Here is a 17,971-nt window from a genome sequence, read left to right on the forward strand (position 1 = left end):
ATACCAGAACAAGGCCCTGAATAAAGAAATCTTTAGTTCTCTTATTCTCGCCTCTTGCTCTGAAATGGGTTTCATACGATACAATAAAAAAAAAGAAAAAACGGTGATCCTATGACAAATATTAAAGAAATTGCTCAATATGCAGGTGTGTCCGTCTCCACAGTGTCTCGCGTAATGAATAATCATCCATATGTTAGTCCTGAAAAAAGAAAGAGTGTTTTACAGGCCATTGACCAATTAAACTATTCGAGAAATATCAACGCCATTCATCTTTCAAAAGGCAAAACGAATCTAATCGGCGTCATCATTCCCTTCACCAATCACCCCTATTACGGAGCAATCGTGCAAGGAATTACAAAACAAGCCAATGCTATCGGCTATCATATAGTCATCTTTCAAACACAATATGAAAGAGAAAAAGAAATTCAGGCATTGAATATGTTACAAATGAAGCAACTCGATGGCATTATCGTTTGTTCAAGAATTTCAGAAATGAAAGTCCTCTTGGAATATCAAAAATATGGACCAATTATCTTATGTGAAGATACAGCCCAGGCTGAATTATCGTCCATAAGCATTGATCACTATGCCGCTTTTTCCTCTGCACTTGAATACGTAGTTGCTAAAGGATATAAGAAAATTGGATACAGCCTCGGGCGAAAAAAGAGCAGAAACAGCTCCCTTCGTACAAAGGCGTTTAACGATATTATGAATAAGTATCATCTTTTAAATAAAAAAGAATGGCTGTTTGAAGGCAGTTATCACATCAAAGATGGTGAAAAATTGTTCCAAGATTGGAATTGTATGATAGATAAACCAGAGGCTATCATCATTACTAATGATGACACCGCTGTCGGATTCATTCTTACTGCCAACAAATTCGGAATGAAAGTACCAGAAGACGTGGCCATTCTAGGTTTTAATAATGATAGCCTCAGTGAGATGCTCGATATCACAACCGTTTCCTTACCGCTTGATTGGATTGGCAAAATGGCTGTTGATCTATTTGAAAATCCCGAAGTTATCAGACATGTAAAATTAGATTATACTCTAATGAAACGAAAAACTATTTGAATTATCATAATTATCAGAATAAATGATGTTTAAATGACAAACAATTAAACATCAAATTCAAGTGATACATTTAAAAACCAGGAAAAAATAACCTTGAAAAATAATCATTGCGCTATCTATAAGATTATTTTATAATTTTAATATAGTAAAGTTTACTCAATGACCTGCTGACATTGAAGTAATTGTATGAACTTTATACTGAAATCGTATAGGTTGACTAGAAGTTGACGCAACGATTTATATATTTAGTATAAGAAAATTGAATACTTCCTCATTTACCGATGAGTTAGAGGCTGCGGCTTATAAAAGTAGAACGGACGAGATTCAGGAAAATTGACGACTCCGTTTGAAAGGATAAGTTGCCGAAGTTTAGATATGTTCCTTGTATATCTAGGCTGGCGGTGTTACCGAATAGGAACACCACTGTCACGTTTTTTTAACGTGGGGAGCTATCTTCGGAAGGATAAACGGGTTTATTATAAACAGCCGTCGATCTTTTTCGACTGCTGTTTTTTTATATATCGTTCCCTTCCAATAAAAAGGAGTGTAACATCAATTGTCAAATTCACAAGCAACATCAAATCCCACTGAGTTGAAAAGGAGCCTGAAAGCACGTCACTTAATGATGATTTCATTAGGTGGAACGATTGGAACAGGTTTATTTTTAGCAAGTGGCGGTGCCATCCATACGGCTGGGCCTGGAGGTGCTTTGGCAGCATACGCAGCCATTGGCTTCATGGTTTATTACTTAATGACAAGTCTTGCAGAAATGGCAGCATTCATGCCAGTAGCCGGTTCGTTCCGTGTCTACGCATCCAAATTCGTCGACCCGTCTTTCGGCTTCGCGATTGGCTGGAACTATTGGTATAACTGGGCCATCACAATTGCAGCTGAACTGGCTGCCGTTGTCCTGATTATGAAGTTCTGGTTCCCGGACAGCTCGTCCATAATTTGGAGTGCCGTTGCGTTAATTATTATGTTTCTTTTTAACTATATGTCTGTTAAAGGATTTGGCGAAGCTGAATTCTGGTTTGCTTTAATCAAGATCGTGACCGTTATCATTTTCTTAATCACTGGATTTTTAATGATTTTCGGAATCCTTGGCGGAAATGACCCAATTGGTTTTTCTAATTTCACCATGGGAGAAGGTCCATTTAACGGAGGCTTCTTCACAATTCTAGGAGTATTCATGGCAGCAGGCTTCTCTTTCCAAGGAACAGAATTACTTGGAGTTACAGCCGGTGAAAGTGAGAATCCGGAGAAAAATATCCCTAAAGCGATCAAGTCCGTTTTTTGGCGCATCCTTTTATTCTATATCCTTGCGATTTTTGTAATTGGAATGATTATTCCGTTCACAGATGCACGTTTATTAAGCGAAGATGTTGCCGTCAGTCCATTTACACTTGTATTTGAACGCGCAGGTCTTGCGTTTGCGGCATCGGTCATGAACGCAGTTATATTGTCATCTGTGCTCTCTGCTGGTAACTCCGGCATGTATGCTTCAACTCGTATGCTATGGGATTTGGCCCGCGACGGAAAAGCTCCGAAATTCCTTGGCAAGCTCGATAAAAGAGGGGTACCAGTGAATGCTCTTATCGCGACTTCTTTAGTCGGTTGCCTTGCTTTCTTAGCTTCATTTTTTGGAGACGGTGTTGTTTATATCTGGTTATTAAATGCTTCAGGTATGGCTGGATTTGTCACATGGGTTGGAATTGCGATTGCTCACTATCGATTCCGCAAAGCCTATGTAGCTCAAGGTCTTGATTTGAATGCTTTACCATACCTTGCTAAAGGATTCCCAACTGGACCGATTTTCGCGCTCGTCTTATGTATTTTCATTATCATTGGACAAGGCTACCAAGCTTTCAGCAGCAGCGGGATTGATTGGAATTCGATGTTTGTTTCTTACATTGGCCTGATCTTTTTCTTCGTCCTATGGTTCGGCTATAAAATTAAGTATAAAACTAAAATCGTTCCACTTGAGGAATGTGATTTTAAAGTAAAATAAGCGTTTTAAAAGGACCTGATTTCTTCTTCAAGAGGAATCAGGTCCTTTTTTTATCATTTCCCACCGGAAGACTCCCTCTTCAAGCGTGTGAAGGGCGAGAGCCCAACGATAAGGGGGAGATGAATGGCGGTTTGGCATAAGCCAAAGTAATCTTTTGACAAACATACGTTCGGTGATTAATGATAACTATAAGGGGGTGAAACCAATGGTCGTAAACAAAGCTTATAAATTTCGAATCTATCCAACTAAAGAACAACTAGTTCTAATCAATAAAACGATCGGCTGCTCCCGTTTTGTCTATAACTTCTTTTTAGGCAAACAAAAGGAGAAAGATGCCTACTGGTATATTTGTGAAGAAATGAAGCAGAACGGCCAATTATCCTCTAATGAATGGAAAGGTTCTTTTCAGAATAAATACGCAACAATCAAAGAACTTCCAGCTTTAAAGAAAGAGTATTCTTTCCTGAAAGAAGTAGACAGTATTGCCTTACAGAAATCGGTGGAAAATTTAGCAGATTCCTATAGTCGATATTATAAAAAGCAAAACAAGTCACCACGCTTCAAATCGAAAAAGAATCCTATCCAGTCCTACACGACTAAACATACGAATGGAAATATCGGAATGATTGGAAACAAAATCAAATTGCCAAAACTCGGTCTAGTCCGTTTTGCTAAAAGCCGCGAAGTCGAAGGGCGGATCATCAAAAACCACGATGTTATTGGAATGGAAGACTTGCAAGTGTCGAATATGATGAAAAATCACAAACTAGCTAAAGCTATTAGTGAAGTATCTTGGTACCAATTCAAAAAAATGTTGGAATACAAAGCAAAATGGTATGGTAAACAAATCGTGACCGTATCTAAAACGTTTGCTTCTAGCCAATTGTGTTCTAGCTGCGGTTACCAAAATAAAGACGTTAAACATCTGAATCTTCGTGAATGGGATTGTCCTTTTTGTTCTACTCACCACGATCGAGATATTAACGCAGGACTCAATCTAATGAATGAAGCCATAAGGCTTCTAACCGTAGGAACTACGGGAATAGCCTAATTAAAAATTGGCCGATAGGCTAATGTTCTTAGGAATCCCCCACTTCAATCAGACCGTAAGGTCGATAAGTGGGGGGGAGTTCAATTCAAATGATAAACACGGCATTCAAACGGTCGCAGAGGTTTAACGGAAATTTCCTCAATCGGCAGTTGTTCATAATTGCCGATTAACAGTGTAGCAGACATTGTATCTAACCCTTCAGGTATGGAATAGGAAGCTTCATAGTCTTTGAAATTACATAACACCAGCAGCTTTTCTTCATCAAGTGTTCTCGTATAAGCAAATATTTGTTCATCATCAGGCCATAGTAGTTCGTAACGGCCATAAACGACGATTTCATGTCTTTTTCGTAATTGAATAAGCTTTTTATAAAAATGAAAGATGGAATTCGGATCGTTATAGGCTTTTTCTGCATTGATCTCCGGATAATTAGAATTTACGCCGATCCAAGGAGTTCCCGCTGTAAACCCCGCGTTTCTTGAGTCATTCCACTGAACAGGTGTCCTCGCATTATCTCGACTGCGCGCGTAAATGGCTTCCAGCATCCGCTCTTCTGTCCATCCACACGAATTCACAAGTTCCTCATAAGAATTCTGCGTTTCAATATCGCGGTATTCATCTATTCTTTCAAAGCAAACGTTGGTCATACCCAGTTCTTCGCCTTGATAAATATAGGGCGTTCCCTGAAGCATATGCAGACAAACAGCAAGCATTTTTGCGCTTTCTACCCGATACTTCCCATCATCTCCGAACCTTGAAACAATTCTCGGTTGATCATGGTTATTCCAGTATAAACTGTTCCAACCATCCTCCTCTAAACCAATCTGCCACTTGGAAAGAATCCGCTTTAAGTCACTCAATTCCCACTTTTTGTTACTCCATTTCCCTTCTGGTCCTCCCCCCAAATCCATATGTTCAAATTGAAAGACCATATGTAGCTCACCACGTTCTTTCCCTGTGAACAATTGAGCTTCATCAGGTGATACACCAGGCATTTCACCAACCGTTATCAAGTTATAACCAGAAAGCACTCGCTGATTGATTTCCTGCAAAAACTCATGAATGCGCGGACCATTCATGAAAAATGGACTTCCATCACCATGCTGTTTCCCATACCGGACATCCCCGTCCAAATATCGCTGATCTTTCGAAAGGAAGTTAATAACATCCATTCGGAAGCCATCGACTCCCTTATCCAGCCACCATTTCATCATGCTATAAATTTCTTCACGAAGCTCAGGATGTTCCCAATTTAAATCCGGCTGTTTTTTACTGAATAAATGCAAATAATATTCATCCGTTGCCTCATCATATTTCCACGCCGAACCTTTGAATATGGATTCCCAGTTATTTGGCTCCTTTCCATTCTTCCCAGGTCTCCAAATATAGTAATCCCTCTTCGGATTATCTTTAGAAGACCGGGATTCCTTGAACCATGAATGTTCATCTGACGTATGATTGACCACAAGATCCATCATGATTTTCATTCCACGTTCATGAACTGCCTTCAATAATCGGTCAAAATCACTCATTGTCCCAAACTCAGTCATAATCGAACGATAATCACTAATATCATAACCGTTATCATCATTGGGAGATTGGTAAACCGGAGAAAGCCATATCACATCTACACCCAGCTCCTGTAAATAATCAAGTCTCATCAATATTCCTTTCAGGTCCCCTATCCCGTCTCCATCGCTATCCATAAAACTCCTGGGATACACCTGATACACAACCGCCTCTTTCCACCATGTTTTGTCCATTTCCTCCACACCCTTCATTAAGCAAATTGACATAAATGTTTACATCAATACACCTATTATAAAGAGCAAAACTTCAGAATATTCTCGATTAACGAATCTATTTAAGGAATTTTTATATTATGGATTTTTTTCCTTATTCTGCGATTCCCGTTTGAATCATTTCAATATCTACAGCCAAATCAATTGGAATATGAGGATATACTTCCTCCCAATGTTTTCGATTAAAATTTCTTGTTTTACTTCTAGCGATATCACCTATCGCAATTGGATCTATATTATTTTCCTGAAAGATAGTTAACATCTTATTTAGTTTTTTTTCAATGGCCTGCTCAGCTTTATTCTCTATAGTTTTCACGTCGAGTGGTTTGCCCAAGTCATACCCTTGTACCTCAAGTATACTTGCCTTTATTTTCACTTCAATCCTGACCTTGGGCTCTTGATTTGCATGTAAGATATCATAATGGACATGTGATTGAACGTTATTAATATCAATAAAGTCATTGTCCTTCAATTTTATTTCATAACTCCCCAGTTTGAAGTTTTCGCTAAGTACTTTGAATAAGAAACCGTCCTCATAAGAAATATACTTGCCAATGTACCTGTCCTTTTTAAACAGAGCAATCCCTTTCACCCGTACACGCTCGCCTGCTGTTTCCAATAATGGCATAACCGGATCAATTCCTTTACCATGACTGGCATATAAATAGTGGTGCAAATCGACATCAGGTAAATTCGTTCTGATGTTTTGTTCAATTAGCTCTTTTACTTGAACCCCTGGAGTTTTGGATAACTTCGGCTCTATTTTAACTACATCATCAGCTCTGCCATGAACAACAGCTAAATATAGATCTCTTCCCACCATTGGGTCACGCCTATATGTATCGACATAATCATTTAGGCCTTTTCTAGCTAATTCTTCACTATAGAGAATTACTGATAATCTACCACCAACAATTGGAAATGTGGTTTTAGAGTTTTCTTGCTGACGAGTAGCTTTTACGTCATGAGAAATGGCTTCATAAACTTCCTTACCTAGGTTTGTTTTCTCTCCAAGTTGAGGAACATTGACAACAACTGTCCCCTTAATCTTATGGTCTCCAGCATCATCATAGCCAACGACTTCGGCAATTAAGATATCTTCTAAAATTTGCTTCTCCACTCCGCACGCTGTCATTAATACGCAACCTAATGAAATCAATAGTAGTTTGGTTTTCATGGGTTATGATCCCTCACTTTGTAAACAATCAACTGCCATAAAAATAAAAGGGGAAGGTACAGATACATCATATAAAAACCCATACGGGAAATGTACGTATTTAACAAATCGATTTTATTGCGATTATCCAAAAAAATACAAGACACTAAAATAACCATCAGAATAATAACTAACATTTTTTTCTGTCGGAACCCAAATACCCGTTTCGCACATCTGCTTGCAGCCCAGACTCCCAGGCATGCATTCGGTATCACCATAAAAAGCCACATAGAAATTCCTATGTATTCAAATCTTTCAATAAAGGGTAGGTCTACGATTTTCCATAACGTCAAAGTTGCCCAAATAACATCTTTCAGCTGATCCTGGTGATAGTATGCTAATGAGACAAGAATTGAGGTGAGATATAGAAAAGTTGTATAAAGTGCCCCGAGATGGGCCCACTTTTGAGACCGTTCACGCTTTTTTATAAATGGATAATAGACCAAGAGCAGTTCAAAACCGAGATAATTCAGCGTCATCGACTTACATGCTTTCATAATATCTAGAAAGGAATGATCCAGGACAGGTGTCAAATTATAGAAATGAGCTTGTTTTAATGGGAAATACTTCAAAAGAATTAAGGGCAATCCAATCATCAGCCCGATCATACAAAAACCGGTGATAACTCTAAACCCTCCCGTAACAAAACTATAAACAAGAATCAGGATGATGGTTAATAACAGCGGGATATTAACACTAGGGAACATCCAAACCTGAATAACCTCTAAATAAGTCCTAATAATAATGATGGAAATCAATATAAAGTAGAGGATAAATACTATATTGAAAGCATTCCCTGCCCATTTACCAAACAAATCTTGATGGACAGCAATCAAATCAAGTGTTTGTGGACCGCGTCCTAAAATTTTGTAGCACATCCAAAGAAGAATATTTATGATTAATCCTGAAATCAGGACTGATATCCAGGCATCTTGGCCTGCCTCTTTTGCTATGATCCGTTCAAATCCCAATACCCCTACTCCAATTTGCATACCTGGTATGAGGAAAGAGACAAAGAATGGAGAAATCTGTTTAGTCACATTTGTTTGAGCTTCCATGCTTTCTCACCGCTTTCTACACCTTATTCATCAATATCATTTTGGGATTTTTGGGTTTGAGCCTTCTTTCTTATTCTAACTGGATTTTCAGTCCGCAAAAAATGCGGACGTTTTTTCTGTTTTGAAAAGTGAAGTCGAATAAAACTATCTTTAAAATCCTTAATTCTTAGCGGATAAAGCGGTTCTAAATATGGACTGCCAAGTGACGTCAGTTTTAATAAATGACTTAAAATAAATGCACTACATAATGCTATTCCAAACAATCCGTATAACTGGGCGCCCAATAAAAAAGGAAAGCGGATGAGACGAATCGTATTACTGATCTGGTAAATAGGTACTGTAAAAGAAGCAAGGGCAGCCAAAGCGACAAGCATTAATAAAACATTACTAACAAATCCCGCTTCTACAGCGGCTGTACCGATGACAATACCGCCAACAATACCGATGGTTGAGCCGACCTTTGCCGGGAGCCTTACCGCAGCCTCCCTCAGCAATTCAATCGTTCCTTCAAGCACTATTGCTTCTAAAATCGGCGGAAAAGGGATGACCCCCCGTGAGGAGATTAGGATTGGCAATAAATCCGTTGGAATAACCTGATAATGATATGTTAAAACTGCAACATAAAGAGGCGAAGATAAAACAGAAAATAAAACTGCGAATAGGCGAATCAAACGAAACGAAGTACCGATATTCCAAGTTAGAAAATAATCTTCAAATGACGAAAAAAAACTAATGATGGTGTTGGGACCTATCAATACATGAGGTGATCCATCCAGCATTATCCCTATTTTCCCTTCTGTTAATACACTGGCCAAATGGTCAGGCCGTTCTGTATCAATCAGCTGGGGGAACATCGAATTCCGATTATCTGTTATCAGCTGGCTAACAAAAGAAATATCCACGACCGTATCATAATCGATGTCATTTATTCTCTGCATAATCGTATTAATATTTTGTTGATTAGTAATCCCATCTATATAGAGAACTACTAACCTGGTTTGTGAGATACTCCCTACCTGAATTTCTTTTGCCTGCAATTCGGGAATTGGTAGGCGATTACGGATTAAATGTAAATTCGTATCAATCGATTCTACAAAGGCCTCTTTAGGACCCAGGACAGTATACTCCGACTCTGGAGTAGAAATTTGCCTTTTAACACTGTTTACACATGGAATTAACAAACACTTTTCATCATCTTTTTTGTATTGAATCATGATTGATCCTGTCAGCATCAACTCTTTTATTTCGTTTAAGTCCGCCGTTTCTTTTATATCTCCGACTGGAAAATCACTTTTTAATTGGTGGATATCTTTCTTTGGTTGATTCGAGATAACAGGTAGCAATTGTTCATGGACCTGTTGTGAATTAACTAGTGATTTAAAATAGGAAATGATATAGCCTTCTTCATTTGGGAATGGGTAAGCAAGAAAATCAGATGAATCTTCAAACTTTTTAAGCAGTTCCTGAAAAGCTGTTACCTCAGATTTCTTTTTTCCATTAAAAAACCTCACTTTCCCCGCCCCCTAACACCGTTCTAAGTTTACCCAATTATTGTAACCAGACTCCCAAAAGTTAGTCATAACTTCCAGTAACCTCAGAACCTGACACAGTAGCTGATTACTCTAGCTAGTGGTTTATCTCTTCAAAAAACATAAAAGACCTATCCGTATCATTTTCAAGCTCTTTTAAAGCTGAAAATAAACGAATAAGTCTTAATGTGGAAGGGATTTTACCCCTTATTAATCACTCTGAGCTTGGAAAAATACGTGTTACAAGTTCACGGAATTCATCAACAAATCCTTTAACAGGCTTTCCATTATTTATATCGGTTACATAATCATTCATTCTTTGAACAAAATCAGGGTTCGCAGACACATACACTTTTTCTACGGATGAATCGGCCCCTCTTACAGCGTCGGCGATTCTATCTTTCAATTCATTTGTAAGATCCTTATCCTCCCCGTCATTTAGCACAGCCCCAACATACGCAGAATGATCAGTTACAATAACCCAGGCATTTTTTACTTCCTTCAAGGCCTCAACACGATTTGAGATATCTTCAGAAACCCTCAAATCGTTTGTACCATTATCATTTAGATCATTATTATTTAGATCATTATCATTTAGATTATTATTATTTTGCCTTGTGTCACTTACCCTCATAGGTGTATCATAATTATCCTGATTGTTCCGATTAAGTCCAAGATTTTCATTTGCTCCTTGTTTATCATTAGACGCACAGCCTGAAATCAATAGAACCATCATCGCACTTGATACTACCGCTTTATAATTCATTTTCCTCACTCCTTACAAATTGTTTAATGCTACTATTTGTAAGGAAGCAATTAATTATTCAGAAGAAGTGACCTTTAATCCAATAATGCCAATCAAAATGCAACCAACAAAAACTAAGCGCATCGCATCTTTTGGCTCGTTAAAGACAATAATGCCAACAAGGACGGCACCGATTGCCCCTATTCCGGTCCAGATTGCATATGCTGTCCCCATCGGCAATGTTTTTATCGCCGATGATAAAAAATAAAAACTAATAACCATACCGACAATCGTTATGATAGAAGGAATTAATTTTGTAAACCCCTCCGTGTATTTCAAACTCGTTGCCCATATTACTTCGAATAATCCTGCAATAACTAAGTATAACCAAGCCATCTTTTTCCCTCCAATACAGAAAAAAGCCCAGTAGGTTATAAATATAACCTCCCGGGCTTTTTTCCCTCCGTGTACGCAAAAAAATCCTGCGCGCATCTCTCTGACCAGCCGGCAATTAAACCGCGGAACCCTTGAAACTTTTTATCCCCATACTATATCACGCAATATCAAAAGTGGTCAAATACATCCTCAACCGTTTCGTCTGCTTCTAAGGTTCCATTTTTCACCCTTGATTGTAAGCCAAATATTTTTAAATGGTTCCGGCGTTTGTTTAGCTGCATCAACTGTATATTGAACGGCCTCTTTTTTATATTGAACATCTTCTGTGATTTCCTGCTGTCTCAATGCTAGCTGATCCGTCTCTGATTTAATTTGATCCGTTTTTGCCTGAATCCGTGCAACGGTTTCCGTCACGTTCTCAATTGCAGGTTTAGTATCCTTATATGTTCTGAGAGAAAAAAAGACTAAGTAAATAATGGCTCCAATGAAGAGGGCAAGACTAATATATACAATTAACATCTATAATTCCTCCTTCTTCTTTTATCTCTACTATACCCATAATACTGGGCAGAAAACGACTGGCTATGTATTTTATTTTATTCCTGGACATATTATTGAAGAGAAAAGGAGGAATGAAAAATGAATCACACACCTCTCATTAAGGCTTGTCTTAAGGCTGGGTTACACTTTATTAGACATATGACCATTCAGCAGGCTGCCACAATTGCAGGAATTGTTTTTCTTATCATTCATCCAGAAATATTTAGCCCTATTTGGCTAACCCTGGCAACCTCTGTCTTAATATTACTCTTTCTTTGACATGAAAATACCCCTCTATTAAAAAAAGATTTCCCGCTGGCGTTTCACTAACAACTTTTAAAAGTTCAACCCCAAACATCAAATTAGTTGAGTTCTGTACAGTCATTTTTGTAAACATTTCTTTTTACCTTCGATACACTTATGATTTGTCCTTGCTCAATTTCTCTACTCATTGAAAATATTTGCACATACAATCTTTAATTAGTATTAAATATCTGCCTGGAAGTTTCCCTTTACAAGCCACAAGACTACATTAAGGTACATACTGAACAAGAAGGCAAGAGGCCACCGCGTAAAGTATACTCGATTAATGAAAAGGGCAAACAATATTTTATGAACTACTCATTCCTAACCTCTCATCAGCTGAAGCTTCCGTTGGAGAGAACCATCCCTGTGCTGAAAAGCAGACTTTCTGAGAGTATGAATTTCATAAATATGTTTGATCAAGCATCGATACATGGGACAGGCCTTGGGGTTGATCTTGCAATAGAGCATAAGATCGCTATGTGCTAAGGCAAAAACTTAATTCATAAAAAAACGTCCCTATCCTTAAAGTGTAAAAAGAAAAGGGCTGAACTTGGCTCTTAAAAGATTACCCTTTCAGGAAACAAAAATAACCAATTTCCAAAAAAAGGACTTTGAGGAAGATTAATGATTGTTAAACCCTTATTTAATTAAAAAGAAAAAAACTGTAGATTCCCTATTTGGTAACTATATAAACTAAACCCCCTTCCTACTACAGGATGGGGGTTTGTCGATTAGAAACATATTCCTTTATCCATTTAGAATTGTAAAACATCGTCTAAAAGTTATAAAGAATGATAATCTATACCTATTATCCGAAAATTATAAAAATTGTTATACTTAGGCTATATTCCAATAATCCTAAGGAGGACTTATTTTCATGGATAGTCTCATTCAACAGTTTAAAGCTTTACCTACCACGGCCATTTCTGATGCAATGGATGGATTGAACAATCTAGACTCAGCAATTAAACCCCTAAAAGATGAATATCATTTTGCCGGACGTGCATTAACTGTCCAGGTACCAGTCGGTGATAATTCAGCCGTTTTAAAGGCAATCGGTGAGGCCCAGGCAGGGGACATATTAGTTGTTGACTGCAAAGGGGATACATACCGAGCTATCGCTGGTGACTTTGTTGTGGGCATGATGCAAACAATGGAAATTGAAGCTCTTGTCGTCGATGGCGTTATTCGTGATCTAGCAGCCATTAAAGATCTAAATTTCCCTGTATTCAGTAAAGGGACCACTGTTGCCTCAAGTGGAAAGGCTGGTGTGGGTGAAACCAATATCCCAATTTCCTGTGGTGGTGTCACTGTATATCCAGGCGACATTATAATAGGGGATGTAGATGGAGTCGTGGTCGTCCCTCAAGCTATTTGTGAAGAAATATTAAAAAAAGTAAAAGATAAAATCGTAAAGGATGAACAGCGTGCAGAAAAGTATGCAGGAAAGCCTGATGAAATCAGGAAGTATATTGCCATGATGACTGCAAAATCCTAAAGAACTGCCTTATTAAAATTATCCCTTAAACTATAAAAAAACAGGCAGGAAGCTATTGCTTCCTGCCTGTTCTTTTATTAACCCCTTATTTATCAGAATCAACTTTTGAATCAACTTCTTTTGGATCTTCTTCATTGTATGTGTAATCATAATCCTTCGGATCAATCGGTTTAAAACCATTTGGAGTATAGAATCGGAGTAAGTCTCCGTTTACGACTTGGTCGGATAAATTAAGCATCTTTTCAGCTCTCGTTTTATAATTGAGAATGTCTTCATTCTCCTCGACCAATTCTCCAGTATTAGTATCATAGTACTTTCCTTTAATGGAAGTAACATCTGGCGTTACAAAGTCTCCATTCCTGAAAGGTACTACTTCATTATGATCTTTTGACAATAAATCTGAACCGAATTGTACATAATCATTTGATTTAATCCCTAACAAATGTAGTAAAGTTGGGAGAAGGTCTATCTGTCCACCGTATTGATGCATTTCCCCGCCTTCAACGCCTGGAACATGAATCAATAATGGTACACGTTGTAATTGGGCATTCTCAAACGTGCCTACTTCTTTGTCCAGCACTTTTGACATGGCTTCTTTATGGTTTTCTGAAATACCATAGTGATCGCCATACATAACGATTACCGAGTTATCATATAGGCCTGATTCTTTCAGATAATCGAAAAATTCTTTAAGCGCTTCGTCGGCATAGCGTGCAGTCTGGAAGTAACTATCAACCGATGCATCACCCGTTGTTTGTTTACCAATTGTTGCTTTTTCCTGATCCATAGCATATGGGAAATGGTGAGATACTGTTATGAATTTTGTATAGAAAGGCTGTTTAAGTGTTTCTAACATAGGAATGGATTCTTTAAAGAAAGGCTTATCCATTAATCCATAACTTAGTACTTCTTCTTTATTTTCCATATTATAATGGTTTGCATCGAAGAACTGATTAAAGCCAAGAGACTTATACATATTATCCCGGTTCCAGAAAGATTTATAATTACCATGGAACACAGCAGATGTGTATCCTTTTTGACCTAAAATCGCTGGTGCCGCTTGATACGTATTTTGGGATCGGTTTGTGAATGCTGCCCCCTGTGGTAAACCAAACAGAGAATTTTCGAGCATGAATTCAGCATCCGCTGTTTTACCCTGACCAACTTGATGGAAGAAATTATCAAAGTACATGAAATCAGATTTATCATGTGCAAGTGAGTTTAAAAATGGAGTTACTTCTTCTCCATTCAACTTATAGTCAATCAAGAAATTCTGCATGGATTCCAAATGCAAGTATATAACATTCTTCCCTTCAGCTGCACCGAAGTATTTAGGATTAGGCTCAGCGCTTGTCGCTTTTGTATAGTTGACGACTTCTGCGATATCCGTGCTATTAGCTGTTGCACGCTGAGCATAGGTTTTAGTATTCTGAACCGCATCATAGACAGTATAGTTATACATGCCTAGATATTTGACAATATAGTTCCTGTCAAACGTTCTCGATAATAATTGCGGACGATCCTTTTCAGCAAGTCCCAAATTGATAGCGAAAATTGCTAGTCCTGCAAGGTATACCATTCCAACAGTACGACGTTTAACTTTGATGTCTTCCACTTTAAAGTCTTTGAATTTATATAAAACAATTAAAAGAACCGTATCAAGGAAATAAAATACATCATGGGGTTTAAATAATTCTAAAACACTCGGTCCCAAATCTCCGGCATTATTTCGCACTTGTGTCAAGGTTGGTAATGTAATGAAATCGGTAAATGAACGGTAGTATACAATATTGCAGAATAGCCATAAGGACATCAATAAGTTCAACCGAATAATCCATTTAAACGATTTTTTACCTTTCGCCAGTAATGCCAACCCAAAGAATAAAATAGCTGAACTAATCGGGTTTATGAATAGCAAAAACTGTTGTAGTCCATTTTCAATACCTAAGTTAAATTCAACTCGATATCCAATATAAGTTTTAATCTGAAACATTAATACCGCAATAAAGAAAAAGCCTAGTACATTATTTGCAAATAACTGCTGGCTCTTTTTAAGAAAATTATTCATGCTTTCACCTCTATTAATCTAGTGGTTTATATATATAAATTTTTACATACTTACAGAAGACGGAAAATCGCAAACCTTATGATAGCATTCTTTCACTTAGATAGTCAAGATTGCGCAAAACCACTTTTTGTCACAATATTTACTCTCGCATACAGAACGCTTTTTTAGCTTATGAACAAGCCTTTGAAAAAATAACAGAGTTTTGCCCCGTCTTTGAAGTTTAATTTCCTATAATTAATATATAGGAACTCCAAATCTTATTCCAATAAATATCACCATAAATTCCTGGTAAATGTGGATGACAGTTATATTTAATTTCACTTCCCTTAGGCTTTTACCATTATAAACGACTCCTTATAAAAACACCAGCACATTACAAAAACTGTAAAAAATAATTCTTAAAACATCGAAAGCTATTAGATTTATCTTAGATTTCTTTCCCGATAATTCGACAGTCTAAAAATGATCTGCCTTTTTTTCATTTTATTTTTGTCCAGGAATTACTCCCTGAAAACTTTTTAACTTCGAAATCTACCTGCAGGGCTTCTCTTTCAATATCTCCGACCTCATAAACTAGTCTGATGCCCACTAATAACTCAAAGCATTTATCCTACATTTACTTGTATTCCAGACTGTAAAAGATGCCTTTTCTAATGCTTAATTCGAGTATTATCGACAACATCGCCTTCCAAATTTCCCATAATTCGATCATTTGTATATTCTTTTTTTCCAATATTATTAGGCTTCTTTTGATTAACACCGCAATTATTTTTTAAATAATTGTCTATGTTAAATAAGAGTTGATTCACAAACATATTATAAAAATATCTCAAAGAACATATGGAAAGCGAGTATTCTTTTTCTCTATCTAGGTATTTTTCATCTGCTCCATTTTTTCGTACGGCAACCAAAAGAAATAAAGAATTACAGGCTGAAAATGATTACAAATGGAATAATGGAAGTGAAAAATGTCACCCAGCCACTTGTCTTTTTCCGAGGATCAACAGTGGTGATGCCTTTATCTAACTGATCTACGGCATCACCAATTCGACTCTGTGATACGTACGTTACTAAGTTCTTGTTTTCATCATACCCCTTATGCTTCCCTGTGATTTTAAATTTACTGCTTTCAGACTGCATCGTAAGTGATGTTACTTCCCCACTCTCCAAAAAAATAGAATTCATCTTGGGTCATTTTCTCTGTTTGTTCATTGATATTATTCAAGATGCATACAATCCCAATGATGACCAGCCAAAGTTCACTGAGATTTTTGACTTTAAAATACCCCTGACTCATAAATAGCAGCAAGATAAATAGCATCGCTATACAAACGACATATAATAGGAAGAAAGTATATTTATTCTCATCTGTTTTTTGTTTTTTTTGGTTCCCTGCTTTAAGCTCCTAGGAGTCCATTTCCAGCTATTGATCTCCTTGGCTGCTATCAAATCCATAGCTGGGATTGTATTCACTGTGGTGCCCAACTACAAGGTTTGGTTAACGGTCGTTGAGCATAAGCCCTCGTTATTTAAAGGTGGGGATTTTCAATAATTACAGTCATCTTTCATTATGGTATGTTCTCTTAGCCTATTTGTTATATGAGCAAATCTGCTTTATATATAAAACAAAAAAAGCCTGCTTTCACTTTACGTGAGAGCAGGCCTTGCTTTACATCTTTATTATTTAATACCCTCAGAGACTTCTTTAACCATAGAATCAACAGACTCTAAACCGCCACCTGATAAGTACCAGTAGTTAGGATCAAGATAAATGATGTTGCCTTCTTTATAAGCTTTTGTATTTTTTACAATATCATTTTCAACTGTTTCTTTCGCTGCAGCTCCATCACCAGCAACTGCATCTCTATCAACCACGAAAAGGTAATCAGGGTCTTTTTCAGCAATGTATTCGAAAGAAATACTTTGACCATGTGTAGATACTTCTAATTTATCATCAACAGCAGGAACGCCGAATACATCATGGATAATACCAAATCTTGAATCAGGACCGTATGCACTTACTTTTCCACCGCTAGCAAGAATGATTAAACCTTTTTTATCTGTTGGTGCTTTTTCTTTCAAAGCGGTGATGTTTTCTTCAACACTTGCAAATTCTTTAGCAGCCTCTTTTTCTTTACCGAAGATTTTACCAAGAAGTGTTACGTTTTCTTCAAATGATTCCATATATTTTGTAGTATCAACACCTACATAAACTGTAGGAGCAATTTTACTTAATTCTTCATATGCATCAGATTGACGACCTGAAATAAGGATTAAGTCAGGAGCAATCTCGTTAATTTTTTCGAAGTCAGGTTCTTTTAATCCACCAGCATTTTCAGTTGTACCTTCATATTTAGAAAGGTATTCAGGAAGGCCATCATGAGGAACAGCAGCCACTTCTACACCCAATTTATCAAGTGTATCAAGAGTTCCCATATCGAATACGACAACTTTTTCTGGGTTTGTTTTTACTTTCGTTTCTCCTAGTTGGTGCTTAACTGTTATTTCTTCGCTTTTAGCCGATTCTTTTTTCGGACTTGATTCTTCTTTTTCATTATTTGATCCACAAGCTACAGCCACTACAGCCAGCATTGCTATTAATAGCAGTAAAGATAATTTCTTAATCATTAAAATGTCACCTCGAAAAGTATTTTTTATTATTTAAAATTACATGTTGAAT

The 17,971-nt window shown here is 37.2% G+C and carries 15 protein-coding genes and 1 riboswitch; of the genes, 5 read left to right on the forward strand and 10 right to left on the reverse strand.

The window, feature by feature from the left end; translation table 11 throughout:
* The first annotated feature begins 111 nt into the window (after positions 1-111).
* From NST21_RS25935 to NST21_RS25945, 3 genes are all read left to right on the forward strand, one after another.
* Positions 112-1,074 (forward strand): LacI family DNA-binding transcriptional regulator, encoded by a 963-nt coding sequence (locus NST21_RS25935; RefSeq protein ID WP_340892080.1) that lies wholly within the window; start codon positions 112-114, stop codon positions 1,072-1,074.
* A gap of 279 nt (positions 1,075-1,353) precedes the next feature.
* A riboswitch (Lysine riboswitch) is annotated at positions 1,354-1,534 on the forward strand.
* Between the two features lie 96 nt (positions 1,535-1,630).
* The gene (locus NST21_RS25940; protein WP_053348665.1) at positions 1,631-3,082 is read left to right on the forward strand and encodes an amino acid permease; all 1,452 of its coding nucleotides are present in this window, start codon (positions 1,631-1,633) and stop codon (positions 3,080-3,082) included.
* A gap of 205 nt (positions 3,083-3,287) precedes the next feature.
* Positions 3,288-4,133 (forward strand): RNA-guided endonuclease TnpB family protein, encoded by an 846-nt coding sequence (locus tag NST21_RS25945; protein ID WP_340892081.1) that lies wholly within the window; start codon positions 3,288-3,290, stop codon positions 4,131-4,133.
* A gap of 80 nt (positions 4,134-4,213) precedes the next feature.
* Here the strand turns inward: NST21_RS25945 and NST21_RS25950 are convergent, their stop codons facing one another.
* From NST21_RS25950 to NST21_RS25980, 7 genes are all read right to left on the reverse strand, one after another.
* Positions 4,214-5,896, reverse strand: coding sequence for a glycoside hydrolase family 13 protein (locus NST21_RS25950; RefSeq protein WP_340892082.1), 1,683 nt, complete (start codon positions 5,894-5,896; stop codon positions 4,214-4,216).
* 133 nt (positions 5,897-6,029) lie between these two features.
* On the reverse strand, positions 6,030-7,112 hold the full coding sequence (locus NST21_RS25955; RefSeq protein ID WP_340892083.1) for a Ger(x)C family spore germination protein: 1,083 nt from the start codon (positions 7,110-7,112) through the stop codon (positions 6,030-6,032).
* On the reverse strand, positions 7,109-8,209 hold the full coding sequence (locus NST21_RS25960; protein WP_340892084.1) for a GerAB/ArcD/ProY family transporter: 1,101 nt from the start codon (positions 8,207-8,209) through the stop codon (positions 7,109-7,111). Before NST21_RS25960 ends, NST21_RS25955 begins: the two co-directional genes overlap by 4 nt.
* A 23-nt stretch (positions 8,210-8,232) precedes the next feature.
* Complete coding sequence (locus tag NST21_RS25965) at positions 8,233-9,720, reverse strand: spore germination protein (protein WP_340892085.1); 1,488 nt, start codon at positions 9,718-9,720, stop codon at positions 8,233-8,235.
* A gap of 232 nt (positions 9,721-9,952) precedes the next feature.
* Positions 9,953-10,504, reverse strand: a complete 552-nt coding sequence (locus NST21_RS25970; protein ID WP_340892086.1) for a YhcN/YlaJ family sporulation lipoprotein — start codon at positions 10,502-10,504, stop codon at positions 9,953-9,955.
* Between the two features lie 54 nt (positions 10,505-10,558).
* Positions 10,559-10,879, reverse strand: a complete 321-nt coding sequence (gene sugE, locus NST21_RS25975) for a quaternary ammonium compound efflux SMR transporter SugE (protein ID WP_201222706.1) — start codon at positions 10,877-10,879, stop codon at positions 10,559-10,561.
* 189 nt (positions 10,880-11,068) lie between these two features.
* On the reverse strand, positions 11,069-11,398 hold the full coding sequence (locus NST21_RS25980; RefSeq protein WP_340892087.1) for a DUF948 domain-containing protein: 330 nt from the start codon (positions 11,396-11,398) through the stop codon (positions 11,069-11,071).
* 120 nt (positions 11,399-11,518) lie between these two features.
* Between NST21_RS25980 and NST21_RS25985 the strand changes: the two genes are divergently transcribed.
* Both NST21_RS25985 and NST21_RS25990 read left to right on the forward strand, forming a co-directional pair.
* Positions 11,519-11,698: a hypothetical protein gene (locus tag NST21_RS25985; RefSeq protein ID WP_053348658.1), complete on the forward strand. Its 180-nt coding sequence runs from the start codon at positions 11,519-11,521 to the stop codon at positions 11,696-11,698.
* A 904-nt stretch (positions 11,699-12,602) separates the two neighbouring features.
* Entirely contained in the window at positions 12,603-13,223 is a 621-nt protein-coding gene (locus tag NST21_RS25990; protein ID WP_340892088.1) for an RraA family protein, read from the forward strand.
* An 85-nt stretch (positions 13,224-13,308) separates the two neighbouring features.
* On the opposite strand, the gene NST21_RS25995 is transcribed toward NST21_RS25990, so the two are convergent.
* The 3 genes from NST21_RS25995 to NST21_RS26005 form a co-directional block, all read right to left on the reverse strand.
* A complete protein-coding gene (locus NST21_RS25995; RefSeq protein WP_340892089.1) occupies positions 13,309-15,291 on the reverse strand; it encodes an LTA synthase family protein in 1,983 nt (660 codons plus the stop codon).
* 924 nt (positions 15,292-16,215) lie between these two features.
* Positions 16,216-16,476, reverse strand: a complete 261-nt coding sequence (locus NST21_RS26000) for a hypothetical protein (RefSeq protein WP_340892090.1) — start codon at positions 16,474-16,476, stop codon at positions 16,216-16,218.
* A gap of 495 nt (positions 16,477-16,971) precedes the next feature.
* The gene (locus NST21_RS26005) at positions 16,972-17,916 is read right to left on the reverse strand and encodes a siderophore ABC transporter substrate-binding protein (RefSeq protein ID WP_445670608.1); all 945 of its coding nucleotides are present in this window, start codon (positions 17,914-17,916) and stop codon (positions 16,972-16,974) included.
* Positions 17,917-17,971: the final 55 nt, after the last annotated feature.

This window comes from Peribacillus sp. FSL K6-1552 (assembly GCF_038005205.1).
In the GTDB taxonomy this organism is placed as follows: Bacteria; Bacillota; Bacilli; order Bacillales; family DSM-1321; genus Peribacillus; species Peribacillus butanolivorans.